Here is a 24,951-nt window from a genome sequence, read left to right on the forward strand (position 1 = left end):
GGGCCAGTGTTCCTCTATTGTTCTTACCTGATCCGGACGGCGCGTCGCGCGACCCGGGCCGGCAAGCCTTGAGGGGCGCAGCGATGATCGACGGCGGCCAAGCCTACGCGGACGATTGCATCCTCTTCCGGAACGACGATTGGTGCCTGTCCGGCGAGGGACTGGAGCACCGCGCCACGGGCTACTTCATCCCGCGCGAGAGCGTCGGCTCGCGCCGTCACGAGGGGCTGTGGGAATGGCCGCTGCACATGGCGGAGAAGCGCTGGTGCACGCCGAGCCTGTTCCGCGAGGCCTTCCTGGTGGCGCTCGACCGGTTCAACATCGCCCGCGACGGGCTCCTCGGCCATTCCTTCGCGCTCGGGTTCGGCATCCGGGCCGGGCAGCCGACCGGCTTCGAGGGCGGGTTCATGAGCCTCGGCGAGATCGTGCGGCCGAAGCCCGCAGCCCGCATGCCCGTCGCCGAGGAGCGGCCCGCGCGGAGCGCCGGCCTGCGCGCCACGGCCTGATTCCGGATTTGACCGGGATCCCCCGGCATGGTGCCCTCCGGCGCAACGCGCGAGGGAGACCACCATGCAGGACGCGACACGCATACCGGCCGATGACGGCCTGCCGGCAGCGCCCGACCACCGCAGCGAGGGCCTCGACGGGCTGATCACGCCGCCCCTGTCCCGGCGCGGCTTCGTGATGACGAGCCTGATGACCGGCCTGACGCTGGCGACGACGCGCGTCGAGGCGCAGGTCATCCACACCGACACGGCGGGGATCGAGGCCGGGGAAGTGCGCATCCCGGCCGGCGACGGGCCGATGCCGGGCTACCGCGCGATGCCGGACGGGCAGGGGCCGTTCCCGGTGATCCTCGTGATCGAGGAGATCTTCGGCGTCCACGACTACATCAAGGACATCTGCCGCCGCCTCGCCAAGGCCGGCTACTGCGCGGTCGCCCCCGAGCTCTACGCCCGACAGGGCGACCTCTCGCGGATGACCGACGTCAAGGAGATCGTCCGCGATGTCATCTCCAAGACCCCGGACGACCAGTGGATCGCCGACCTCGACGCGACCGTGGTCTGGGCGGGCTCCGCCTCGAAGGGCGATCTCGGCCGGCTCGGCGTCATGGGCTGGTGCCGCGGCGGGCGCGGGGTCTGGCTCTACGCGGCGCATCGCCGCGACCTCAAGGCCGCGGTGGCCTGGTATGGGCCGGTCACCGGCGAGCGCACGGCGATCCAGCCCCGGACCGCCGGCGACGTCGCGGCCGAGATCAACGCGCCGCTCCTCGCCCTCTATGGCGCCGCCGACACGGGCATCCCGGTCGCCTCCGTGGAGGAGGCCCGCGACAAGGCGAAGGCCGCCGGCAAGTCCGTCGAGCTCGTGGTCTTTCCCGACGCGCCCCACGGCTTCCATGCCGATTACCGGCCGAGCTACCGCAAGGAGGCCGCCGAGGCGGGCTGGTCCCGGGCGCTCGGGTTCCTCACGGCCAACGGCGTCGGCTGATCTCGTCCGGGCCTGTGCTCTGAGGGACACGGCCCCGACGCGGCGGATGTGCAAGGATGCGGTGCAGATCTTGCCTCGATCGATGCCTGCCGCCGCGAGCCTGGCCCGTCACGGCGAAGATCCGATGAAACAAAAGCGCGGGCTCGCCGTTCAGCCCTCATAGAGTGCCCGGGATCATGACTGACGCGACCTCGTCGGGAACCAAGCCGGTCATCCTCGTCGTGGAAGACCAACCCGACGAGCGTTTCCTCGCGGCTACGCTCCTGGAGGAGACCGGCTTCACGGTGATCGAGGCCGAGACCGCCGAGCGTGCCCTCGCGATCCTCAACGACCGGGCCGAGGACGTCAGCGTCGTCTTCTCGGACGTGCGCACGCCCGGGCCGATCGGCGGCTTCGAGCTCGCCCGCATCATCGGCGTGACCTGGCCGCGCGTGCGCGTGCTCCTGACCTCGGGCGATGCCGGCGACCAGCCGAGCGACCTCCGGGTCTCGGCGACCTTCATCCCCAAGCCCTGGCGCGCGCAGGACATCCTGTCCTGGGTCGAGGAGGCCGCCGGCCGTCCGGACGGAAGCCGGGGCGGCCCCTCGGTGATCGGGCCGGGCGGAAAAATAATCTCGCGCGAGATGGAAACTTGAATCGCCCGCCTCGTTGAGACGGTTCGCCGCATCATCAACGAGACCCCCGAGACTTTCATGAAGACCGTGACCCCCGACCACGCCGCGAAGTACAGCCAGTCCTGGGTTTCGGACGCCGCCCTCCCCGAGACGACGCGGCTCGCGATGATCGGCGACGACCTGCGCGACCTCTACGAGCCGCTCACCGGCGAGACCCCTCCGGGCCGCCTCGCGGACCTCGCGCGCCGCGTCGAGACGACGATCGCCCGGAGGCGGCTCGCCGCGTGAGCCGCGACGGCGCGCGCATGCCGACGCGGCGTGGCTTCCGCGTCATCGCCACGATGGGCAAATCTGCTATGTAGCGCGGCCGGCTGCGCCGGTTGCGTCCGTACCGTCGAGCCCCTCATGCCCCTGACCCCCTGGTACGGCCGCCTGGCCGGCGCATTGCTCGGATGCCTCGTCGTCCTGTCGCCGGCCGTCGCCGCGATGCCGCCGGCCCAACCCACCGAGGGTCCGGGCGGCGTCGGCGACCGCGCCGCCGCCATCGTCAAGCGCGGCCTCGGCCGCCCGAGCGCCTCCACCTTCGCGTTCTACAAGTCCGGCGCCGCCCCGGCCGAGGGCCGCCCTGTCTTGGTGTTCCTGCACGGCTGGGGCGCGGTGAATCCGCAGGCCTACGGCGCCTGGATCGACCACCTCGCCCGGATGGGGCACCTCGTCCTGTTCCCGCGCTTCCAGGAGCCGAACCGGACCCGCCCGGCGGATGCCACCGCCAACGCCGAGCGCCTGCTCAAGGCCGCCTTCGAGGACCTCGCCAACGATCCCGACGCCAAGCCGAACCTCGCCAAGGTGGCGCTGATCGGCCACCTCGCCGGGGTGCCGATCGCCGCGAACATCGCGGCCGATGCCAAGGCGCAGGGCCTGCCGGTGCCCAAGCTCGTCTTCGCGGTGATGCCCGGCGGCATCGCCAGCACCCCGAAGGCCCGCGGAATCGCCCTCGGCGACCTCGCCACGATCGCCCCCGACACGATGCTGATCACAGTGATCGGCGACAAGGACGCCCGTGCGGCCGACGCGGCGGCGCGCCGGATCCTGCGCGAGGCGAGCGCGGTCCCGACCGAGCGCAAGCTCCTCGTGCGCGCCCTCTCGGACGATCACGGGTTTCCGGCCCTCACCGCCACCCTGTCCTCACCGGCCGGCGTCGACGCGGCCTTCGACGGGGGGGCGATCAAGCTGCCGCCGGAGCCGAAGGACGCCAAGGCCCCTCCCTTCAAGTGGTCGGCGGACATGTCGCTGACGGGCGAGCAGCAGACGCTCGTCGCGCAGATCAACAACGCCCGCGCCGACAGCCTCGACTACCTCGCCTACTGGAAGACCTTCGACCTCGCCGCCGCCGCAGCCTTCTCGGGTTCGGACGCGACCGGCCTCAAGAACAACCCGCGCTTCAGCGACATGGAGCGCTGGAACGACGGCTGGCCGGTGAAGCGCCTCGCGGTGGAGACGCCACGCCCGAGCCCGGCGCACGCGCCCGCCGCCCCCTCGGCGAGCACGCACCCCGCCGCCCGCAACGCCACGGCCCCGCGCCGCCCCTGAGCCCGACCCGCAATACCCGAACCGGACGGCCGCGATGCAGCTCTTCCACTCGCCCCTCTCACCCTTCGTCCGGAAGGTGATGGTGGTGGCTCACGAACTCGGCCTCGCGGACCGGCTCGAATGCGTGCCGAGCGCCGCCCACCCGGTGAACCGGGACAGGACCATCCTGGCACGGCACCCTCTGGCGCAGGTGCCGACGCTGATCGACGAGCGGGGTGACGCCCTCGCCGATAGCCGGGTGATCTGCGAGTACCTCGACGCGCTCGGCGGCCCCCGCCTGTTCCCGCCCGCGGGCCCGGAGCGCTGGCGGGCGCTCAACCTGCAATCCCTGGCGGACGGGCTGCTCGATGCCGCGCTTCTCGTCCGCTACGAGTTGACCGCACGCGCGGAGGGCGAGCGCTCGAAGGCCTGGATCGCGGCCCAGACGGCCAAGATCGAGGGCGTTCTCGGCTGGTTCGAGGGCGAGGCCCCGGGCTTCGCCGACCGGGTCGATATCGGCACCATCGCGGTCGCCTGCGCCCTCGGCTACCTGGATCTTCGCTTCGCCGATGCCACCTGGCGCGACCGGCACCCGGGACTCGCCGCATGGTACGCGGGCTTCGCCGAGCGGCCTTCGATGCGGGCGAGCCGGCCTCCGGGGGTCTGACCTCCGGGCCGCGGAAGCCTCTGGCTCGCCTCTTGCTAAGCTTCAGCTCCCCTCCATGGGATGCGCAGCCATGCCCGATTTCGTCGCCGCCCTCGCCGCATCCGCCGCGTTCTGCGTCGGTCTGATCGCCCTCAACGCGCTGACGCGTCTCCTCCTGCACTGGCACTTCGCCCCCCCGGATCTCGCCGAGAACGGCTTCGTGCAGGTGGGCGGCGCCCTCGTCCTCGCCCGCGCCGCCTACCGCCGGGCGCCGGGCCGGCGCCGGCCTCAGCACCCCGGCGCCTGAGCGGGCGCGCCGGCCTCAGAACAGGGCCGGCATCGTGAACGAATAATCGACCTTGGCGCCGAACACGTACTGGTTCGGCGAGCCGAAGCCGCGCCGCACCAGGGGGCTGTCGGCGGTCGAGCCCACGATCCGGTTGTAGCCGACGTAGCCCGTCGTCGCCCATTGCTCGCTGAACGTGTAGGTGAGGGCGGTGAGGCCGCCGACCGTGGCGTAGCTGCCGGGCGTGAAGGCGCTGATGCGGTCGTTCGCCAGCGCTTCGATCGGCGTGACGCCGAAATAGCGCCGCGCGAAGGCCTCGTCGCCGAAATTGAAGCGCGGGCCGATTGAGAACTGGAAGCGGTCGAGCGGCTGGATCAGGTCGAGGCCGACCGAGCCGACGAAGCCGTGATGCCCGAAGATGCCGTGGCGCAGCTCGCCCCGCGCCCGCAGCCACGCCACCGGGTAATATTCCACGAAGACGCCGGGCTCGACCGCGAAGGCGGCGTCGCGCAGCCCGAACAGGTGACGCCGGTCATCCGCGAAGTAGCGCCCGGGGACGTAACGGGCGGTGGGACCGAGCCGGAAGCGCTCGCTGTCGTAGACCGAGAAGCTGACGCCGTCGTCGGGGGTCGAGAAGCGCTGCGGCGTGCCGGCCTCGCGGATGCCGACGCCGGGGTAGCCCAGCGCCGTGTACTCGTCGCTGCCGGGCGAGCGCGGCGTCGCCTGGAGGTTGCCCGTCAGCGTGACGATCCAGAGCTTGCCGTCGAGCTTCTCGAAGACCGGGACGTCGGGCGCGAGCGGCATGTCGGCGGCGCGGGCGGCTTCGAGGGTGCTCAGGGCCGCGAGCGCGGAGCCCGCGGTGCGGGCGATCAGCGATACCGGCAGGCGTGTAGCGGCCATCGGGGAATCCAGCGGGCGTTCGGCGCCGGTTATGGACACAAAGCGTTACGATCGCATCGGCTGTCGGCGCCCCGCGATCCCGATCCTGCCGGCCTGTGTCGGTCCCGCAACGCTGCGGGCCCCTGGAAGCCGAAAGGAGGCGCGCCCTGCGGGCCGCCCCCCCGGATCCGGACGCGCGGAACGCCCTAGAAGTAGGATTTCAGCGTGCCGCGACGGCGCACGTCCAGAGTGGCGCAGTGGAAGGAGCCGCCGAACGGGCCGTAGGCGAGGAACGGCGCCGGGATCGGGTCGAAGCCCCAGTCCTTGAGCGCCTTGATCAGCGTCGGCTGGCTCGCGTCGACGACGATCTTCTTCTCGTCGAGGGCCAGGACGTTGATCGAGGTCCAGGGCGAGCACATCGAGATCTTGCTCATGAACCCCGAGACCGGGTCGGGGCGCGGCGCGATCAGCACGTCCCACTTCCTGAGCACGGCCGGCAGACGCTCGACGTCGACGTAGTCCGGGTTGACCAGCACCTTGCCGGGGGCGAGCGGCATGAACGACGAGTCGATGTGCATCGGCTGCGGGCAACGGCTCTCGATCTCGTGGATGCGGAAGCCCGGGCCGAGGTGCCGGCGCAGCCACTCGATGCCCATCAGGTTCGTGACGTTCGAGCGCGTGACGAAAAGGTCACGGCCGCAGCGAACGAAGTCGGCCGCGTCGAAGACCGGCTCGAATTCGTTCACGGTGAACTGCATCGGCTCGCCGGCCTTCAGGTTCGGCACCCGGTAATCGTAGTTGTAGAGCTCGTCCGTCAGCTGCGGGCGCGGCGCCGAGGTCCAGCGGGCGCCGTTGCGGAAATATTCCTTGAACAGCGAGCGGTAGGCGTCGCCCTCGAAGTAGCGCGAGCGCCAGCACATCGGGCTCTCGATGATCTCGTCGCCGATGACGAGGTAGGGGTCGCGCGGGCAGGCGACGCAGAAGCCGCGGGAGGACCAGCGCGGCGCCTTGAACTTGCGCGAGAAATCGACCGCGTCGGGCCGCCGGACGGTGACGCCCTCTCCGGCCAGGATGCTGATGAAGTTGTCGAGCTCGGCCTGCGCGAGCTTCTTCATGAACTTCGGGTACTTCCAGCCCGACGCGAAGCGGTAGAACGGCTGCGCGGCCCGCGGCAGGTTGAAGATCACGGTCAGGTGATGGGTCGGGATCGTGGCGCCGTCGAGGGAGCCGACGATCACCTCCTCCAGGGGATCCCACTCGTTCCAGGCCATCACCGGCGAGTGAGGAGCCGGGATGCCGGCACCGGTCTCGAGGGCTTGTCCGTAAGCCCCGTTCTGAGCGTCGTCGCGCACGGCCTCACCTGCCGTGACGTGCGAATCGCGGTCCATCAACGTCCCCCTCTGGCGTGTCCCGCAACCTGTTGATCCAGGGTCCAGCCCCCGGTGCTGCTTTGGTCAGCGGTGTGTCTATCGGGTGATAGACAACGCTGATGGAAGCTGCAACTTGCCAGAATGCTCCTCACGCCCGGTGCACTCTAGGTCGGCATCTCGGCGGGAACTCAGCACTCTCCGCCTTCGCAGCCCCCGAAAGAGGACCATGAAGCGCCTGACGACCTTGGCTCTGATCGCCGGACTGTGCACGGTCGTCGGCCTGTTCCTGTCCTCCGGACTGGAGGACGTGGCGACGGCCGTCGTGAGCGCGGGCTGGGGCGCCCTGATCGTGGTCGCGGCCCGCGCCCTGGCGGTCGCCTGGGCCGGACTCGGCTGGTTCGCGATCTTCCCCAAGGCCGAGCGCCCGAGCCTCGCGGCCTGCATCAACCTCCGCTTCGTGCGGGAGGGCATCAACACGCTCCTGCCGGTGGCGACCGTGGGCGGCGACTTCGTGGGCGCGCGCCTCCTGACGAAGCGCGGCATCACCGGCGCGCTCGCGGGCGCCAGCATGTTCGTCGACCTGATGACCCAGGCCCTGACGCAGCTCCTCTTCACGGTGGCGGGCCTCGGCGTCCTGATCTGGCTCGCGGGCGACGGGCCCATCGTCCGGACCGTGGCCGGCGGCCTCGCGGTCGCGGCACCGGCCATCGCGGCCTTCTACCTGATCCAGCGCCGCTCCGGTCACCGGGTGATCCAGGCGCTCCTGAGCCGGTTCGCCTCGGGCCGCGAATGGCGCGCCCTCGGCGCCATCGACGTGCTCTACGACAACCTGCGCAAGCTCTACGGCGCGCCCGCCCGGATCGGCAGCGGCATCGGCATCCATCTGATCGGCTGGCTCATCGGCACCCTCGAAGTCTACGTCTGCCTGCACTTCATGGGCTACCCCGTGAGCTTCGCCGAGGCGGTGGTGATCGAGAGCCTGGCCCAGGCCGTGCGCGGCGCCGCCTTCGCGGTTCCGGGCGCGCTCGGGGCGCAGGAGGGCGGCCTGATCGCGCTCTGCGCCATCTTCGGGATCCCGGCGGAGGTCGCCCTGGCGCTGTCGCTGGTCAAGCGCCTCGCCGACCTGCTGATCGGCGTGCCCGGCCTCGTCGCCTGGCACTTCATGGAGGGCAGGGCCGAGACCCAGGAGACGGACGAGCGCGGGGCCGAGCTCGGGCGCCGCCTGCAGCCGGTGCTCCAGCCGGCCACCGCCACCCTCGGCCCCTTCTACAGCTACGCCCCGCCCCGCAGCACGCCCCCCGGCGTGCGCGCCACCGGCGAGGCCGAGCGCGGAGATCTGAAGAAGTGCGCCTGATCCGCCGAACCCTGGCCGCCGTCGCGCTCTCGGGTCTCGTCGCGGGTCCGGTGCAGGCGGCGGACGACCCGGCGGTCAAGACGGTCGAGAGCCTCTATGCCAGCTTCGACGGCGCCCTGAAGAGCGGCGCCAAGGACGTGAAGGCCCGGGCGGACGCGATCGGCCCGGCCATGAAGGAGAGCTTCGACTTTCCCGCCATGGTCCGGGTCGCGGTCGGCCCGAAATGGAAGGCCTTCACCCCCGAGCAGCAGGGGGCGCTGACCGAAGCCTTCACCCAGTACTTCACCACGACCTACGCCAACCGCCTCGCCCAGGCGGCCGGTGGCAAGTTCGAGGTGACCCCGCAGGTCGAGGCCCGCGGCAGCAGCCGGGTGGTGCACACCAAGGTCGCCAACGCCCAGGGCGAGGATTCCCAGATCGACTTCCTGCTGAACCCGGGCAACCGGGTTCAGGACGTGCTCCTCAACGGCGATGTCAGCGAGGTCGCGAGCCAGCGGACGCTCTTCTCCGATCCGATCAAGGCCGGGGGAGCCGAGGCCCTGCTGAAATTCCTGCGCGAACGCACAGCCGGGATGCTGGCCGCCAAACCAGCGCCTTGAAGGCGGACGACACGACACTTCTCCCGGCCGTGGCCCCCACGGCTCTCTCCCGATCTTCGTGACCGAGCGATGCCCTCCATGGACCTGACCTGGCTCTCGCCGATCTTTCTCGTCCTCGCGCTCGCCGGCTGCGTCTACGGTCTGCTGGCCGCCCTCCTGGCCGGGCGCTTCGCGGCCCGGGCCGTCCCGAGCCTCGCCCCGGAGGCCCCGCGCCCCTCGGTGACGATGCTCAAGCCGCTCTGCGGCATGGAGCCGAACCTCTACGAGAACCTCGCGAGCTTCTGCGGCCAGGCCTATGCCGGCCCGGTGCAGATCGTCTTCGGGGTGCAGACCGCCACCGACCCGGCGATCGGCGTGGTGCGCCGCCTCGAGGCCGCCTTCCCGGCCCTGCGCATCGACCTCGCGATCGATGCCCGCCAGCACGGCTCGAACCGCAAGGTCTCGAACCTGATCAACATGTCCGATCTGATCGCCCATGACGTCGTCGTGCTGGCCGACAGCGACATGGTGGTGGGGCCGGACTACCTCGAGCGCATCGTCGCCGAACTGTCCGTGCCCGGCGTCAACGGCGTCACCTGCCTGTATCACGGGGTGCCGTCGCATCGCGGCCTGCACGCGCAGCTCTCGGCGCTCGCCATCGACGTCCAGTTCCTGCCCAACGTCGTGATGGGCACGGCGCTCGGCCTCGCCAAGCCCTGCTTCGGCTCCACCATCGCCTTCAGCCGCAGGGCGCTCGGCGAGATCGGCGGCTTCCAGGCCTTCAGGAACGACCTCGCGGACGATTACGCCATCGGCGAGGCCCTGCGCGCCACCGGGCAGCACGTGGCGATCCCGAGCTTCACGATCGGGCATACCTGCGTCGACACCGAACTCACCGGCCTCTGGCGCCACGAGCTGCGCTGGAACCGCACCATCCGCAACGTCGACCCGGCGGGCTATGCCGGCTCGATCGTCACCCACGCCTTCCCGCTCGCGCTCATCGGCGCCCTGATGCCGGGCGCCGGCCACAGCGCCCTCGCGGTCGCGGCTCTGGCCCTCGCCTGCCGAATCGTCCTCTGCCTCCGGCTCGAGCGGGCCTTCGGCCTCGAGCCGCACGCCTACTGGCTGTTGCCGATTCGCGACATCCTCTCCTTCACGAACTTCTCCTGGAGCTTCGTCTCGGGGGCGGTGACATGGAAAGGTCACGATTATCGCGTCGTTGCGGATGGAACGCTTATTCCGGAGGCCAGCCTCAGTCGCGATGCTGAAGCCACCTCCGTCTGACCTTTGCGCCGACTTCGTTCGACTTGATCAATCCCGCCCCGCTCTGAGGCCTTGAACCCCATGCGCACGCTCTTCCTCCAGGCACCGACCTTCGACGGCTTCGACGGCGGCGCCGGCTCCCGCTACCAGGCCAAGCGCGAGATCAAGTCGTTCTGGTACCCGACCTGGCTGGCCCAGCCGGCGGCCCTGGTGCCGAACTCGAAGCTGATCGACGCGCCCCCGCACAACATCAAGCTGGCCGAGATCGTCGCGCAGGCGAACGACTTCGACCTCGTGGTGCTGCACACCTCGGTGCCCTCCTTCAAGTCCGACGTGAAGACGATCGAGGCGCTCAAGGCAGCCAATCCCAAGCTCAAGGCCGGCCTGATCGGCGCCAAGGTGGCGGTAGACGCCGCCGGCGCCATGGCCCAGGCCCCCTGCATCGATTTCTGCGCCCGCAACGAGTTCGACTTCACCGTCAAGGAAGTCGCCGACGGCGTGGACATGTCCGAGATCAAGGGCCTGTCCTACCGGGATGCCAACGGCGTCGTGGTCCACAACGCGGACCGCGAGATCATGACGGACATGGATCAGCTCCCGTTCGTCACCTCGGTCTACAAGCGCGACCTGCAGATGGAGAAGTACTTCATCGGCTACCTCAAGCACCCCTACATCTCGTTCTACTCGGGCCGAGGCTGCAAGTCGCGTTGCACCTTCTGCCTGTGGCCGCAGACGGTCGGCGGCCACACCTACCGGACGCGCTCGGTCGCCCACGTGATCGAGGAGATCAAGTACTGCCTGAAGGAGTTCCCGCAGACGAAGGAGTTCTTCTTCGACGACGACACCTTCACGGACAACCTGCCCCGCGCCGAGGAGATCGCCCGCGAACTCGGCAAGCTCGGCGTCACCTGGTCGTGCAATGCCAAGGCGAACGTGCCGCGCGAGACCCTGAAGGTCCTCAAGGACAACGGCCTGCGCCTCCTGCTCGTCGGCTACGAGTCCGGCAACCAGCAGATCCTTCACAACATCAAGAAGGGCATGCGCGTCGAGGTGGCCGAGAAGTTCACCAAGGATTGCCACGATCTCGGCATCGCCATCCACGGCACCTTCATCCTCGGTCTGCCGGGCGAGTCGAAGGAGACGATCCGGGAAACGATCGAGTTCGCCAAGCGGATCAATCCGCACACGATCCAGGTCTCGCTCGCGGCGCCGTATCCGGGCACGTATCTCTACAAGCAGGCGGTCGAGAACGGCTGGCTCGACGTGGAGAACGCTGAGCTCGTCGACGAGAACGGCGTGCAGGTCGCGCCGCTGCACTATCCCCACCTGTCGCATACCGAGATCTTCAACTCGGTGGAGGATTTCTACAAGAAGTTCTACTTCCGCGCCCCGAAGATCGCCTCGATCGTCAGCGAGATGGTGCGCTCCCCCGACATGATGAAGCGCCGCCTGCGCGAGGGCGTCGAGTTCTACCGGTTCCTCAAGGAGCGCCAAGCCGCCTGATCACGGTGCGTTCTCGAGGTGTATGGCCGGGCGTCTCGCCCGGCCATTTTCGTTGGCGGACCGACCCGCGCATGGACCGGAGCCGAGCGTGAAGCGACTTGTCGTGACGGCCGACGATTTCGGCCTGAGCCCGGAGGTCAACGAGGCCGTCGAGCAGGCCCATCGCGACGGCATCCTGACCGCCGCGAGCCTGATGGTCTCGGCGCCGGCCGCCGCCGACGCCGTGGCCCGGGCGCGGCGCCTGCCGTCCCTGCGCGTCGGGCTGCACCTCGTCCTCGTCGAGGCCTGGCCGACCCTGCCGCCGGAGCAGCTGCCGGACCTCACGGACGCGCAGGGCCTGATGCGCCGGGACATGGGCCGCCTCGGCCTCGACCTCGCGGTGAGGGCGGGCGCGCGCCGCCAGCTCGCCGCCGAGATCACGGCGCAGTTCGAGGCCTACCGGGCGACCGGACTGCCCCTCGACCACGTCAACGCCCACAAGCACTTCCACGTCCATCCCCTGATCGCGGGCGCGGTCTTGCGGATCGGCCGGGGCTTCGGCATGCGGGCGATCCGGGTGCCGCGGGAGACGCGCGCGGTGCTGCGGCAGGCCGAGGCCGGGGCGAACCCGAAACCGGCCCTCGACATCGCGCCCTGGGCGGCCCTGCTGGCGGTGCGGGCCCGCCAGGAAGGCCTCCTGATCCCCGACCGGACCCTCGGGCTCGCCTGGTCGGGCGCGATGACGCCGCGGCGCGTGGCGGCGCTCCTCGCCCATCTGCCGGCCGGCCTGACGGAACTCTACACCCACCCGGCGACGGCGGGCGGCTTCCCCGGCGAGGCGCCGGGCTACGCCTACGCGGCGGAACGGGACGCGCTCGTCGCCCCGGAGGCCCGCGCGGCCGTGGCCCGGCCGGGGATCGTCAGCGGGGGGTTCTCGGACTTCCTGTGATGCCGGTCCGGGTCGAGAACGGTGGTGACGAGCCTCAGCCCGGGCCTGAGCGCCGCGGCGGCTTCGGGGTCGGCGCGCCGTCCCGCCGGGTGGCGAGCCAGATGCGGTGCCGGGCGCCGCTGCGGCCCGCATGCGCCCGCACGGTGACCTCCTCGACACCGAAGCCCGCCTGGTGCAGGCGCCGGCTGAAGGCGCGGTCGGGACCGGCGGACCAGACCGCCAGGACGCCGCCCGGTCGCAGGGCCGCCTCGGCGGCCTGCAATCCCGCCTTGTCGTAGAGACCGTCATTGGCCGCGCGCGTCAGGCCCTCGGGACCGTTGTCGACATCGAGCAGAATGGCGTCGTAGGCCTGCGGCCGCGCGCGGATCAGCGCGGCGACGTCGCCCTCGTGCAGGCGGACCCGGCGGTCGTCGAGGCTGCCCGCGTGCAAGTCCGCCATCGGCCCGCGCGCCCAGGCGACAACGGCCGGAACCAGTTCGGCGACCACGATTTCGGCGTCCGGGCGCAGGGCGGAGAGGGCCGCCCGCAGGGTGAAGCCCATGCCGAGGCCGCCGATCAGGAGGCGCGTGCCCGGGCGCGCTCCCACGCGGGTGCAGGCGAGGTCCGCCAGCGCCCGCTCGGATCCGCTGAGGCGGCTGTTCATCAGCTCGTTCTGGCCGAGCTGGATCGAGAACTCGCTCCCCCGCTGCAGCAGCCGCAGGGTCCCGGCCTCGCCGGGGATCTCCGCGGTGCCGAGATGCTTCCAGGGGATCACGACTCGCAGCCCCGCCGAACCGGCCCTACTTGGCCGCCACGGCCTCGGCCTTGCGGGCGATCAGGGGATCGGCCTCGGCGGTGTTGCCCTCGGGCCGGTCGGCATCGGGCCGCTTCGGCGGCGGCCCGAGGAAGGCCGGGACCACGAAGAAGGCGGCGATCAGCGTGAAGAACAGCGACAGGGCGAGGAGCTTGCCCATGCTGGCGGTGCCCGGGTGGCTCGAGAGCACCAGCGAGCCGAAGGCGGTGCCGGTGGTGAGCGCCGAGAAGAAGATCGCGCGGGTCAGGCTTGAGGCCAGCATGTCGGCGACCCCCGCCCGCCAGGCGATCACGTAGTAGATGTGGAAGGCCACGCCCACCGCGAGCATTAGCGGCAAGGCGATGATGTTGGCGAAGTTCAGCGGCATGCCGACGACCTTGAGGGCCATCAGCGTCCACAGGGTCGCGAGCACCAGCGGCCCGAGCGTCATTGCCACGTCCCAGGGTTTGCGCAGGGCGACTGACAGGATGATGAAGATCAGCACCAGGGCGGTGACGCCCGCCTGCACGAAGGCGCCGAGGATCGTGTAGCTCGACGAGGTCGTGGCGACGGGGGCACCGGTGGCGTGGGGCGCGATGGTCTGCACCTCCTTGGCGAAGCGGCGCAGGACCTGATCGTTGTTGGAATTGCCCTTCGGATGCACCTCGATGCGGGCGCGCCCGTCGGCGGCGACCCACTCGGCCTTCAGCTGCGGCGGCAGGTTGTCGAGGGTGATCTTCTCCGGGTGGAGCAGGTCGCGCAGGCGCTTCAGCAGGGTCTTGAGGTCCGTCGTCAGCGCGACGGAGGCCGCCTCGCGGGTGGCGACCGGCGCGTTGCCGAGCTTGTCGAGGGTCGTCGCGAGGGCACCGGCGGACTTGGCGCCGGCGGACGTGGCACCGGGCTGCTGGTCGCCCGTGGCGAGGGCACGCAGGGCCGCGGCGGCCTCCTTGATACCCTTCACGTTCTCGGCATCCGTCGGCGGCGGCGGCCGCCGGCCCGGATTGAGGATCGGGTCGAGGAGTTGCGCGGTGTCGGCGACCGTGGCGAGCTTCTGGTCCTGGTCTCGGGGCACGAAGGTGTCGATGCTGTTGGTCTGGGCGACCGCCGGGAGCGTCTCGAGGCGCTTCGACAGCTCCGGCACATCCGCGACCGAGGGCGCCAGCACGTCGATGACGTTCGGGCTCGTGGCCGGATCCTTGATCAGGTCGAGATAGGTCGCGATCGATTCGACCTTCGGGCTGCGCAGGTGCATCGGGTTCGAATCGAAGGGCAGCTTCCAGAGAAGCGGCATGCCCGCGAGGGTGATGAGGCCGACCCCGATCAGGACGCCCTTGCGGTTGCGCAGGATCCAGGGATCGACGCCCGCGAGCCAGGTGGTCTCGACCGCCTCCTTCTCGCCCCGCGGCTTGAACACCGCGATCAGCGCGGGCAGCAGCGTCAGGGCGAAGAGGTAGGCCACCACCATGCCGACGCCCGCGATGAGGCCGAGTTCCGACACGCCCCGGAAGGCGGTCGGCAGGAAGGCGAAGAACCCCGCGATCAGCGAGATCGCCGCGAGCGTCAGCGACCAGCCGACCCCGCGGGCGGCGGCCCGGATGGCGGATTCGAGGGTCGGCTGCTCGTAGCGGTCGGCCCGGTAGCGCACCGCGAACTGGATGCCGAAATCGATGCCGAGGCCGACGAACAGGGCCGCGAAGGCCACCGAGATCGGGTTGAGCTCGCCCACCATCAGCAGGCCGAGGGCCGCCGTGACGATGAGGCCCGAGAAGGTGGTGATCAGCACCCCGACCACGAGGGGACCCGAGCGCAGCGCCAGCCACAGGAACAGCACGATCGCCCCGACCGTGACGGAGTTGTTGAGGAACGCGTCGTCGGACAGGGTCGAGAACTCGTCGTCGGCCACGGCAACGGGGCCGGTGAGGCGCATCCGAAGGCCGTTCTCGGGGGTGATCTTCAGGTCCTTGGCGACGTTGCGAATCAGCTTCGAGGCCTCGTAGCCCGGCTGGAGCGCGTTGAAGTCGAGGACGGGCTGGATGATCACGAACTTGCGCAGGTCCGTGCTGCGGCTCTCGCCGCCCGAGAGCAGGAGCTGCCAGGACATCCGGGCCGGCTCGCCCGCGAGCACCGTCTGCAGGGTCGCGTTGATCTGACCCATCGGCTTGTCGAGGTCTTCGAGCTTGGCGTCGCCGCTCTTCACGCCCTTGGCGCCGAGGCTCAGCACCCGCATCACGCCGCGCAGGGAGGGGTCGGCGGCGAGCGGGCCGAGGAGGCCCTGCTGCTGCACCAGCTGCTCGGTGGTCTTCTCCAGCTCCTGCTGGGACATCAGCAGGAGGCCGTTCTTGTCGAAGAACGGCCCGCCATCGGGGCGGTTGACGGTCTCGATCAGATTTTTGTGGACAGACAGCGCCTTGGCGAGCTCGGCGGCCGCTTCCTCGGCCACCTCGGGCGTGCGCCCGTCGATCACCGCCACGACCGTGTTGGTGCGCTGGGGGAAGGCCTTCTCGTAGTTGATCTCGTCCTGGCGCCAGGGCTCCTTCGCATCGATCAGCCGCTCGACGTCGGTGTTGATGCGAAAGAGGTGGGCCGCGATACCGGCGCTCGTCACCGTCATCAGGGCGATGACGGCGATGACGATCCAGCGACGCTGGACGGAAAACGCGACGAGACGTTCGATCACGAGTATCCTGCCTGCTTAGAGCACCGACCGGAAAGGAGCTGCGCCTGTCCGGTAGAGAATGTGCGACGCAACGGGAAACCAGGGCGTTTGCCACAAACGCCCGCCCATGGGAAACGCCCCGGGCCGATCCCACGCACGAAAGCGCCTTGGGTCACGTGCGGACCGCCCGAACCTGCGGCCTCGCGAGACGCCTGCGGCCGGCCCGTGCCGGTCCAGTACGGTCGGGCTGCTCAGTAAAGCGCTAGGGCCCCGAATGCAACGCGGGCGGCTTTTCTCGGATATTGCCGGGTTTGACGTGCGATTTCGCACCGCAGCAAGTTTACGGCCAAGCTCAATCTGCGGTGGTTGTCTCAATCCCGACGCAAAGCTGGCATTCGATACGGGGGCTAGGAAAACGCGCCGAGCCTGGGATAGGCGTCTGCCCATGCGTGCGGCGGGCACCTGCTTCGGGCAGCGCTTCTGTGGCTCCGTTGCGTCATCTCCGGAAACACGTGCGGCTTTGCTGGAATAGGGTCCGTTTTGAGACCCATTCCAACCTAGATCGCTGGAATTCGTATCCTTTTCACGCTAAGCAGCCCGTCAATCTGGGGCCAAAAACAAAGGAGCCGCGTCTTGGGCATTCCCCTCCGGTACGTCGCGAAGATCGGCGGCTACATCCTCAAGCAGCATCTGACGGGCCGCAAACGCTACCCGCTGGTGATGATGATGGAGCCCCTGTTCCGCTGCAATCTCGCCTGCGCCGGATGCGGCAAGATCGACTATCCGGACGAGATCCTGAACAAGCGCCTGCCCGTCGCCGACGCGCTCGAATCGGTGCGCGAGTGCGGCGCACCCGTCGTGGTGATCGCGGGCGGCGAGCCGCTTCTCCACAAGGATCTGCCCCAGATCGTCGAGGGCATCATCGCGCAGAAGAAGTTCGCGATCGTCTGCACCAACGCACTGCTCCTCGAGAAGAAGATCAAGGAGTACAAGCCGAGCCCATACTTCACCTGGTCGATCCATCTCGACGGCGACAAGGAGATGCACGACCAGTCGGTCTGCCAGCGCGGCGTGTACGACAAGGCGGTCTCGGCCATCAAGACCGCCAAGGAGATGGGCTTCCGCGTCACGATCAACTGCACGTTCTTCAACAACTCGTCGGCCGACAAGATCGCGGACTTCTTCGACAGCGTGACCAAGATGGGCATTGACGGCATCACCGTCTCGCCCGGCTACGCCTACGAGCGCGCCCCCGACCAGAAGCACTTCCTCAACCGCAAGGCGACGAAGGACCTGTTCCGCGGCGTGTTCCGGCACGGCAAGGAGAAGGGCCGCGAGAAGTGGACCTTCCAGCAATCGGGCCTGTTCCTCGACTTCCTGGCCGGCAACCAGACCTATCATTGCACGCCATGGGGCAATCCGACCCGCACCGTCTTCGGCTGGCAGAAGCCCTGCTATCTCCTCGGCGAGGGCTACGCGGCGACCTTCAAGGAACTGATGGAAGAGACCGACTGGGACGCCTACGGCACCGGCAACTACGAGAAGTGCGCCGACTGCATGGTGCATTCCGGCTACGAGGCCTCCTCGGTGGTGGATTCCGTGCGCAAGCCCTGGAAGCCCCTCGTCCACGCGATCCGCGGCATCAGGACCGAGGGCGAGATGGCGCCCGAGGTGAGCCTGGAGAACCAGCGCCCGGCCGAGTTCGTGTTCTCGCGCAACGTCGCCCAGAAGCTCTCGGAGATCAAAGCCTCCGGCATCGACACCAAGCAGGAAGCCCGCAAGCGCACGGCGGCCTGAGAGCCGTCGCAGCGACCGGGCACGAGAGAAGCCCCGCGGGTCTCCTGCGGGGCTTTCTCGTTGGCCCGCGGCAGGTGCGGGCGGGGCGCTAGATCCCGAGGCCGGGACCGAGCCGGGCGCGGCAGCGGGCGAGCGCCGCGAAGGCTGCCGAGGAGTCCCGTGCGAGGCGGATGAGGCTGCCGAGGCCGACCGAGCCGCGCGCCAGGGCCGCCAGGACCTTGAGGATATCGGGCTCGCCGTTCGGCTTCAGCGCCTCAGCGGCGAAGGCCGGAAGCGCCCGGTGGGCCGGATCGCAGACGACCCGGATCGCCCCGAAGGGCAGGCCGTTCCGGGCCGCGAAGGCGGCGGCGACGTGCGATTCCATATCGACGGCGGCGGCCCCCGACGCCCCGCGGAGCTCGTTCTTGCCGGCCACCGCCATCACCGCGGCGTCGACGCCCGCGAGATCGGCGGTGACGACCCGCAGGTGGGGATCGGCGAGCCGGTCGAGGAATGCGCGCATCAGGGCGGCGTCCGTCGGTGAGCGCCCGTCCTCCGCGATGATCCCCGACGCGACCACCACGTCGCCCGGCGCCAGAGACGGGTCGAGGCCCCCCGCGATGCCGAAGCTCACGACGGCCCGGCAGCCGGCCTCGGCGCGCTCGGCGAGCAGCCGGCGCAGCCGGTGCGGATTGCCGCCGGTCCCGACCGCGATCACGCCCGGCCCCTCGGCGAGGCGCGCCTCTTTGGCGAGCCCCGTGACGGCGAGGACCGGCCGCCGCACGGCTCCCGGACCGCCGAGGGGCGCGGCAGCGGCGTCGGTCGGCGCGTCAGGCATCATGCGGGGCCCGGTTCGGCTGGAGAGGCGGGGACAACGCCCGGGCGGCGGGCCGGCTCCGGCCCACAGCACTCACATCCCGAAGGCGACCTGCCGGGTGTTGCTGCGCTTCAGGTTGCGATAGCGCGCCATGGCCCAGAGGGGGAAGAACTTCGAGTAGCCGTGGTAGCGCAGGTAGAACACCCGCGGGAACCCGGTCGCGGTGTAGCGCTCCTCGTTCCAGAAGCCGTCCCCCCCCTGGGTGCGCGCCAGGTAGTTGATGCCGCGGGTCACGGCCGGCTCGTTGGACGCCCCGGCCGCCATCAGGGCGAGCAGCGCCCAGGCGGTCTGCGAGGCCGTGCTGTAGCCGGGCTCGAAGGCCGGGTCGATCTTGTAGCTCGACGCGTCCTCGCCCCAGCCGCCATCGGGATTCTGGATGCGGATGAGCCAGGCCACGGCGCGCTGCACCTCGGGCGATTGCGGGTCGATGCCGGCCGCGTTCAGGGCGCAGAGCACCGACCAGGTGCCGTAGATGAAGTTCATGCCCCAGCGGCCGTACCAGCTGCCGTCCTTCTCCTGCTCCTTGAACAGGTAGGAGACGCCGCGATCGAGGGCCTTCGAGCTCTCCCGGGTCTCGCCGAGCTGGGCCAGCATCGAGACGACCCGGGCGGTCACGTCCGCGGTCGGCGGATCGAGGAGCGCGCCGTGATCCGAGAACGGAATGTGGTTCAGATACATGTGGTTGTTGTCGGCGTCGAAGGCCGCCCAACCACCGTCGCTCGATTGAAGGCCCTCGACCCATTCGCGGGCCCGGGCGATCGAGGTGGTGTAGTCCGGCATGTCCGCCACGAGGCCGTGCTGGCGCATCGCCCGGTGCATCGCCATCACGACGACCGCGGTGTCGTCAAGGTCGGGGTAGTGGGCGTTCGCGTACTGGAAGGCCCAGCCGCCCGGGCGCACGTTGGGCCGGCGCGCGGCCCAGTCGCCCACGATGTCGAGGATCTGGCGGGGCTTCAGCCAGTCCAGGCCGCGGCGGGCCTGATGCTCGGCCTCGAGGCCGCCGGCCTCGAGCAGGGCGTGGCTGGCGAGCGCCGTGTCCCAGACCGGCGAGACGCAGGGCTGGACATAGGCCTCATGGTCCTTCTCGACGACGAGCTTCTCGATCGCCTCGCAGGCGATGCGGACCTGCGGGTGATCGGAGGGGTAGCCCATCACCTCGTACATCAGGACGGTGTTGACCATCGCGGGGAAGATGGCGCCGAGGCCGTCCTCGCCGTTCAGCCGCTCGCTCACCCAGGCGACGGCCTTCTCCTTGGCGCGCCGGCGCGGCTTCTTGGGGAGGTAGTCCTCGACCTTCTGCAGCACCCGGTCGATGCCGCCGAAGATCGGGGTCCAGGGCCAGGTCGCGTGGGGGGAGCCCGGCCAGGTGAGGACATGGTCCGGTGGGGTGACGAAGAGCTCCTGCACGCCGATGCCACGCGGATTGCGGGCCCGGGGCTTCGTCGCCTGCAGGACGAACATGGGCACCATCACGCAGCGCGCCCAGTACGAGACCTTGTCGAGATGGAACGGGAACCACTTCGGCAGGAACATCACCTCGACGGGCATCACCGGGACGGCGCGCCAGGGCACCTCGCCGTAGAGGGCGAGGAGGAAGCGGGTGAAGACGTTGGCATTCGAGGCGCCGCCGCGCGACAGGATCGCCTCGCGGGCACGGCGCATATGCGGGGCCTCGATGTCGTCGCCGATCATCTTGAGGGCGAAATAGGCCTTCACGCTGGCGCTGATGTCGAAGGGCCCTTCGTGCACCAGGGCCCAGCCGCCGTGCTTGCCCTGGGTCCGGCGCAGGTAGTGACCGATCTTGGCCTCGAGGCCGGGGCGGGGGTTCGTGGCGCGGAACTGGTGGAACAGGATGTACTCGGACGGGATGGTGGCATCCGCCTCGAGCTCGAAGCAGATGTGGCCGTCGGACTGCGCGAGGCGCGTCAGCGCCCGCGTGGCGCTCGCGACGCCGCGCTCGACATCCTCCAGGGAAATGTCCTGAGTCTTCGGGCGCTGCAGCGCCTCGACCTTGTTCACAGCCTCTCGCATCGTCCTCGCCTCACCGGCCTCCTTCTCAGGCGGCCGTATGCCTCACGCCGCGCCGCGTCCGAGTGCCGGTTCGCACATGAGTGCGAGCGCGGCGGTTTTCCCTGAGCGGATCGCCCCCTCGATCGTCGATGGCAGACCGGTCGCGGTCCAATCGCCTGCCAGGACGAGATTCTCGTAATTCGTCGCTGCCCCCGGGCGCCGCGCCGCCTCTTCGGGCGTTGCGGCGAAGGTTGCGCGCTTCTCCTTGACGATCTGCCAGCTTGGCAGTTCCGGAGCAAGATTGCTGAGGGTCGCGATTTCCGACCAGATCTGGCGTGCGAGGTCCTCGCGCGGCGTCTCGAGAAGCCGGTCGGCGCCGCTGATGGTGACCGAATACCGGTCCGGGTAGGCGAACAGCCACTCGGTCAGGCCGTTTACGACACCGAGAAGAAGCGGGCTGCCGGGCTTCGGAGCCACAGCAAAATGTGCGTTCACGATCGAGCGGAAGCTCCGCGGCGCGGCTAGTCCCGGCAGGATCTCCGCGGCGACCCAGGGCGGCAGCGCCAGCACGACCGAATCATCGGGACCGAGATCCACGGGTGCGTCGTTGAAATCGAGGCGTGCGATCCGTCCGGCGCCGAAGGTCAAGCCGCGCAGGCGCCGACCGAAGCGGATCTCGGCGCCCTTGCGCCCCAGATGGGCCACGGCGGGGTCGACGAAGGCCACCGAGAGGCCGCCGACCGCCACGAGGGGGCGGCAGGCGCTGCCGCCGGCGCCGAGCGTCTCGCGCAGGATCCTGGCGGCAAGCCCGACATCGCTCTCACGGGGATCGGTGTTCAGGGCCGCGAGCAGCACGGGGTGCCACAGGCGCTCGTAGAGCACGCCCTCGCAGGCCATGCTCTCGCCGATGGTGCCGCCCTGGCCCTCGGGCTTGCCGGCCGCGGCCTTCAGGATGCCGAGCGGCGCGAGGTAGTCGCGGGCGCGGCTGCCCGGCACGCGACGGGCCCGGCTGAGGATCCACCAGGGCAGGCGCCCGGCATTGGGGCGCAGGCGCCAGCGCTCGCCCGAGCGGAGGTCGGCGAAATCGAAGGCGGCCTCGTCCGGGCCGGTCAGGGCCTCCGCGGGCGCGCCGATCGTCCGCATGAAGGCGAGCGAATCGGTATTGCCCGACAGGAGCAGGTGGTTCCCGTTGTCGATCGTCAGCCCGAGCGTCGGGTCGTTGTAGGAGCGGCAACGCCCGCCCGCCTGCTTGGCGGCCTCGTGCAGGACCACATTCGCGCCGCGCTCGGCGAGCGAGACAGCGGCCGAGAGGCCGGCCAAGCCGGCGCCGACGACGTGGATCGTGCCCATCAGAGGAACCCGTGGCGCAGGGCGACCGCCAGGAGGGCGAGCTTGCCGGGCTTCACCCGCGCGCGGGGCGCCTGCCAGCCGCGCTTGAGCAGGGCGTCGAGATAGAGCCGATAGGCCGCCGCCATCAGGCGGGCGGCCTTCGTGGCTGCGCGGGGCGAGCGCCGGATGATCTCCCAGGTCGCCCGGTAATGCGCGTCGGCCTCGGCCGCGACGGCGGCGCAGACCTCGCCGATGCGCGGATGCGCGATCGCGGCCTGCGGGGTCGGCGCGGTCAGGCCGATGCCGGCGAGCTTCTCGCGGGGCAGGTAGAGGCGGCCCCGCTCGGCATCCTCGTCGATGTCGCGCAGGATGTTGGTGAGCTGCAGCGCCCGGCCCTGATGCCAGGCGAGCTTGATGCCGTCGGCCTCGGGCATGCCGAAGATCCGGACGGACAGGCGTCCGACCGCGCTCGCGACCCGGTCGCAATAGAGGTCGAGACTCGCCTCGTCCGGCGCCACGATGTCCTCGAAGGCGTCCATCGCCATGCCGTCGATCACGGCTTGGAAATCCGCGCGCTTCAGGTCGTACCGGCGCACCGGCCCGACGAGGTCCCGGACGCGGGCCGGCGCCGTGCCGTCGTAGAGGGCGTCGATGTCGGCGCGCCAGCGATCGAGCTCGGCGGCGCGCTGGTCGGCCGGGCCGCCGTCATCGGCCACGTCGTCGACCGCGCGGCAGAATGCGTAGACGGCGTACATTGCCTCGCGCCGCGGCTTCGGCAGCAGGCGCATGGCCGTGTAGAACGAGGAGCCGGCCGCCGGCAGGGCAGGGGCCTCCTCGCTCCGCGTTTCGGGCATCGGCGTCGCGGTGGCGCTCAACGGTGCGCTCCTTCAGCGGCGGCGCGGACGGCGCGCCCGCGGAACGGGCGGCGCGCCAGGGTTCCGAGGATCCCCCCGAAGGCCGTCAGCGCGAAGGCCGCCTTGCCGTGGTGGACCGTCTCGGAGAGCGGATCGCGGGTCGTCAGCCCGCGGGCCAGGACGACGGCCAGCCGATGGATCGCGGCGATCTCGAGGGAGAGGCGCAGGTCGTCGATGAGGTCGGGCAGGATCGCGCCCGCGTCTAGCAACTCGAGCGTGCGCTCGGCGAGTTCCGCAATCACCGCGCGCAGCTGTGGGCTCGCCCGCCCGGCGCCGAGCATCGCCACGTCGGCGCCGTGCCGGTCGAGGCTGTCCTGCGGAATGTAGACCCGGTCGAGATCGCGGAAATCCTTGCCGCAATCCTGCAGGTGGTTGATGATCTGCAGGGCGGCGCAGATCTCGTCCGAGGCGGCCCAGACCCGGGCCGGATCCTCGCCGTGCACGTCGAGCACGTAGCGGCCGACCGGCATGGCCGAGTAGCGGCAATAATGGATCAGCTCGTCCCAATCCGCGTAGCGGCTCTTGCGTGCGTCCATCCGGAAGGCGTCGAGCAGTTCGAGGGCGTGGGTCGGCGGCAATCCGCGCGACGCGAGCTCCCGCCTCAGGGGGGCGGCCTCCGAATCCGCCGGCCCCTTGCCGGTCAAGGCGTCGGCCAACCCGTCGAGGAGCGCGATCTTGCGCTCGGGCGACAGCCCGTTGTGGTCCGCGACGTCGTCGCCGGCGCGCACGAAGTCGTAGAAGGCCAGGATCGCACCGCGGTGACGCGGGTGGATCAGACGGGAGGCGACCGGGAAGTTCTCGTCGCGGTGGCCCTTTCCGGAGCGCGCGTCGGTCGCGTTCTGCAGGCTCGCGCTCACGTCAGGTACCCCGCGCCGCGGAACCACCGGATCGCGTCGGCCAGGCCCTCGCGATAGGGCCGCGCGGTGTAGCCGAGCTCGGACCGCGCCTTGGCGTCCGTGAAGAACATCCGGTAGCGGGACATGCGGATGCCGTCGATGGTGGCGAAGGGCGCTTTGCCGGTGAAGCGCGCGATCTGCTCGGACACGAAGGCGATCGGGTAGACCACCGCCCGGGGCAGGTTCACGGTCGGCGGCTTGCGGCCGACCATGCCGGCGATGTCGGCGAGCATCTGCGACAGGAGCACGTTCTCGCCGCCGAGGATGTACTTCTCGCCGACGCGGCCCCTGCGGAGGGCGAGGAGGTGCCCGGCCGCGACGTCGTCCACATGCGCGAGGTTGAGCCCGGTGTCGACGAAGGCGGGCATGCGGCCGAGCGCGGCCTCCTGGATGATGCGACCGGTGGGCGTCGGCTTCACGTCCCGCGGGCCGATCGGCGTCGAGGGGTTCACGATCACGGCCGGCAGGCCGTCGCGCGCCACCATCTCGTCGACGACGCGCTCGGCCACGACCTTGCTGCGCTTGTAGGCGCCGATCGCGGTGCCGGGGGTGAGGGGACGGGTCTCGTCGGCCGGGCTGCCGTCGTCGTGAGGCTTGATGGTGGCGACGCTCGACGTGTAGACGATCCGCTCAACGCCCGCCCTCAGGGCCGCCTCCATGAGCAGGCGCGTGCCGTCGCGGTTGGTCCGGACCAGCTCCTCCATGTCGGGCGCCCAGAGCCGGTAATCGGCCGCCGCGTGGACGAGGTAGCGCATCCCCTGCATGGCGCGGGCGACGGCCGCGGCATCGCGCATGTCGCCCTCGGCGAACTCGACGTCGGTCCAAGTCAGGTTCGTGCGCGGGCTCGAGGCGCGCACCAGGATCCGGACCGGAAAGCCGGCCGCCCGAAACACGTCGACCAGGGCAGCGCCGAGGAATCCGCTCGCACCGGTGATCAACACGGGGCCGGGATCGGAGAAGCCGGTCTGGGTCGCCTCTGCCATCACGCTCGTATCGTCGAGGAAAAACGGCGCCCGAGGATGCGTTTCACCCTGGGCGGCCCGTCGCGCCGCGCGCTTGTCTCATCGAACGGCGCAGGGAACAAGGATATGCCGGCCACAGTGCGGACGAAGCCGCGCGTGGCCGCCTGGAAGCCGCGTCTCAGGCGAGACGCAGCCGGCTGCCGGCCCGGCTGTCCTGACGCCCGGGCAGGGTGTCCTGGACGAGGCGGACGATGGCGGGGGCGTCGAGGCCGGCCTGGGCG

Annotated in this window: 23 protein-coding genes; 13 read left to right on the top strand and 10 right to left on the bottom strand. The window is 70.3% G+C overall.

The features are described from left to right. The first annotated feature begins 83 nt into the window (after positions 1–83). The 7 genes from F6X51_RS01790 to F6X51_RS01820 all read left to right on the top strand — a co-directional run bounded on the left by F6X51_RS01790 (position 84) and on the right by F6X51_RS01820 (position 4,624). Entirely contained in the window at positions 84–506 is a 423-nt protein-coding gene (locus F6X51_RS01790) for a hypothetical protein (RefSeq protein ID WP_150961380.1), read from the top strand. A gap of 64 nt (positions 507–570) precedes the next feature. Continuing rightward, positions 571–1,488 carry a dienelactone hydrolase family protein gene (locus F6X51_RS01795; protein ID WP_150961382.1) on the top strand — a complete coding sequence of 306 codons (918 nt, stop codon included), beginning with the start codon at positions 571–573 and terminating at the stop codon, positions 1,486–1,488. A 176-nt stretch (positions 1,489–1,664) separates the two neighbouring features. Then, positions 1,665–2,123 carry a response regulator gene (locus F6X51_RS01800; protein ID WP_150961384.1) on the top strand — a complete coding sequence of 153 codons (459 nt, stop codon included), beginning with the start codon at positions 1,665–1,667 and terminating at the stop codon, positions 2,121–2,123. A gap of 57 nt (positions 2,124–2,180) precedes the next feature. Then, the gene (locus F6X51_RS01805) at positions 2,181–2,390 is read left to right on the top strand and encodes a hypothetical protein (protein ID WP_150961385.1); all 210 of its coding nucleotides are present in this window, start codon (positions 2,181–2,183) and stop codon (positions 2,388–2,390) included. A gap of 117 nt (positions 2,391–2,507) precedes the next feature. Beyond that, positions 2,508–3,692 (top strand): dienelactone hydrolase family protein, encoded by a 1,185-nt coding sequence (locus F6X51_RS01810; protein WP_150961387.1) that lies wholly within the window; start codon positions 2,508–2,510, stop codon positions 3,690–3,692. A 34-nt stretch (positions 3,693–3,726) separates the two neighbouring features. Next, on the top strand, positions 3,727–4,338 hold the full coding sequence (locus tag F6X51_RS01815) for a glutathione S-transferase family protein (RefSeq protein WP_150961389.1): 612 nt from the start codon (positions 3,727–3,729) through the stop codon (positions 4,336–4,338). A gap of 70 nt (positions 4,339–4,408) precedes the next feature. After that, complete coding sequence (locus F6X51_RS01820) at positions 4,409–4,624, top strand: hypothetical protein (RefSeq protein WP_150961391.1); 216 nt, start codon at positions 4,409–4,411, stop codon at positions 4,622–4,624. A 15-nt stretch (positions 4,625–4,639) separates the two neighbouring features. On the opposite strand, the gene F6X51_RS01825 is transcribed toward F6X51_RS01820, so the two are convergent. Together F6X51_RS01825 and F6X51_RS01830 are read right to left on the bottom strand one after the other, a co-directional pair. Further along, entirely contained in the window at positions 4,640–5,503 is an 864-nt protein-coding gene (locus tag F6X51_RS01825; RefSeq protein ID WP_150961393.1) for a MipA/OmpV family protein, read from the bottom strand. A gap of 185 nt (positions 5,504–5,688) precedes the next feature. Then, on the bottom strand, positions 5,689–6,870 hold the full coding sequence (locus F6X51_RS01830; RefSeq protein ID WP_150961395.1) for an amidinotransferase: 1,182 nt from the start codon (positions 6,868–6,870) through the stop codon (positions 5,689–5,691). Between the two features lie 208 nt (positions 6,871–7,078). Here F6X51_RS01830 and F6X51_RS01835 point away from each other — a divergent pair, with 208 nt between their 5' ends. From F6X51_RS01835 to hpnK, 5 genes are all read left to right on the top strand, one after another. Next, positions 7,079–8,206, top strand: coding sequence for a flippase-like domain-containing protein (locus tag F6X51_RS01835; protein WP_150961397.1), 1,128 nt, complete (start codon positions 7,079–7,081; stop codon positions 8,204–8,206). Further along, on the top strand, positions 8,197–8,805 hold the full coding sequence (locus F6X51_RS01840) for an MlaC/ttg2D family ABC transporter substrate-binding protein (protein WP_150961399.1): 609 nt from the start codon (positions 8,197–8,199) through the stop codon (positions 8,803–8,805). Before F6X51_RS01835 ends, F6X51_RS01840 begins: the two co-directional genes overlap by 10 nt. 78 nt (positions 8,806–8,883) lie before the next feature. Further along, positions 8,884–10,068 carry a bacteriohopanetetrol glucosamine biosynthesis glycosyltransferase HpnI gene (gene hpnI, locus F6X51_RS01845; RefSeq protein WP_150961401.1) on the top strand — a complete coding sequence of 395 codons (1,185 nt, stop codon included), beginning with the start codon at positions 8,884–8,886 and terminating at the stop codon, positions 10,066–10,068. A gap of 60 nt (positions 10,069–10,128) precedes the next feature. After that, the gene (gene hpnJ / locus F6X51_RS01850) at positions 10,129–11,550 is read left to right on the top strand and encodes a hopanoid biosynthesis associated radical SAM protein HpnJ (RefSeq protein ID WP_150961403.1); all 1,422 of its coding nucleotides are present in this window, start codon (positions 10,129–10,131) and stop codon (positions 11,548–11,550) included. 88 nt (positions 11,551–11,638) lie between these two features. Beyond that, positions 11,639–12,478 carry a hopanoid biosynthesis-associated protein HpnK gene (gene hpnK / locus F6X51_RS01855; protein ID WP_150961405.1) on the top strand — a complete coding sequence of 280 codons (840 nt, stop codon included), beginning with the start codon at positions 11,639–11,641 and terminating at the stop codon, positions 12,476–12,478. 34 nt (positions 12,479–12,512) lie between these two features. Here the strand turns inward: hpnK and F6X51_RS01860 are convergent, their stop codons facing one another. Next, positions 12,513–13,232 carry a spermidine synthase gene (locus F6X51_RS01860; RefSeq protein WP_150961407.1) on the bottom strand — a complete coding sequence of 240 codons (720 nt, stop codon included), beginning with the start codon at positions 13,230–13,232 and terminating at the stop codon, positions 12,513–12,515. A 25-nt stretch (positions 13,233–13,257) separates the two neighbouring features. Beyond that, positions 13,258–15,927, bottom strand: coding sequence for a hopanoid transporter HpnN (gene hpnN, locus F6X51_RS01865; RefSeq protein WP_150961408.1), 2,670 nt, complete (start codon positions 15,925–15,927; stop codon positions 13,258–13,260). A gap of 612 nt (positions 15,928–16,539) precedes the next feature. Here hpnN and hpnH point away from each other — a divergent pair. Beyond that, positions 16,540–17,703 (top strand): adenosyl-hopene transferase HpnH, encoded by a 1,164-nt coding sequence (gene hpnH / locus F6X51_RS01870; protein WP_150961410.1) that lies wholly within the window; start codon positions 16,540–16,542, stop codon positions 17,701–17,703. An 88-nt stretch (positions 17,704–17,791) separates the two neighbouring features. On the opposite strand, the gene F6X51_RS01875 is transcribed toward hpnH, so the two are convergent. From F6X51_RS01875 to hpnA, 6 genes are all read right to left on the bottom strand, one after another. Further along, a complete protein-coding gene (locus F6X51_RS01875) occupies positions 17,792–18,520 on the bottom strand; it encodes a phosphorylase (protein WP_150961471.1) in 729 nt (242 codons plus the stop codon). A gap of 72 nt (positions 18,521–18,592) precedes the next feature. Continuing rightward, entirely contained in the window at positions 18,593–20,590 is a 1,998-nt protein-coding gene (shc, locus tag F6X51_RS01880) for a squalene--hopene cyclase (protein ID WP_150961412.1), read from the bottom strand. A gap of 42 nt (positions 20,591–20,632) precedes the next feature. Further along, on the bottom strand, positions 20,633–21,922 hold the full coding sequence (gene hpnE / locus F6X51_RS01885; protein ID WP_150961472.1) for a hydroxysqualene dehydroxylase HpnE: 1,290 nt from the start codon (positions 21,920–21,922) through the stop codon (positions 20,633–20,635). Further along, entirely contained in the window at positions 21,919–22,773 is an 855-nt protein-coding gene (gene hpnD, locus F6X51_RS01890) for a presqualene diphosphate synthase HpnD (protein ID WP_150961414.1), read from the bottom strand. The genes hpnE and hpnD overlap by 4 nt, the downstream gene beginning before the upstream one ends. After that, complete coding sequence (hpnC, locus tag F6X51_RS01895; RefSeq protein ID WP_150961416.1) at positions 22,770–23,669, bottom strand: squalene synthase HpnC; 900 nt, start codon at positions 23,667–23,669, stop codon at positions 22,770–22,772. Before hpnC ends, hpnD begins: the two co-directional genes overlap by 4 nt. Further along, the gene (gene hpnA / locus F6X51_RS01900; RefSeq protein ID WP_150961417.1) at positions 23,666–24,691 is read right to left on the bottom strand and encodes a hopanoid-associated sugar epimerase; all 1,026 of its coding nucleotides are present in this window, start codon (positions 24,689–24,691) and stop codon (positions 23,666–23,668) included. Before hpnA ends, hpnC begins: the two co-directional genes overlap by 4 nt. Positions 24,692–24,951 lie beyond the last annotated feature (260 nt).

It is taken from the genome of Methylobacterium planeticum (genome assembly GCF_008806345.1).
Lineage (GTDB): Bacteria > Pseudomonadota > Alphaproteobacteria > Rhizobiales > Beijerinckiaceae > Methylobacterium > Methylobacterium planeticum.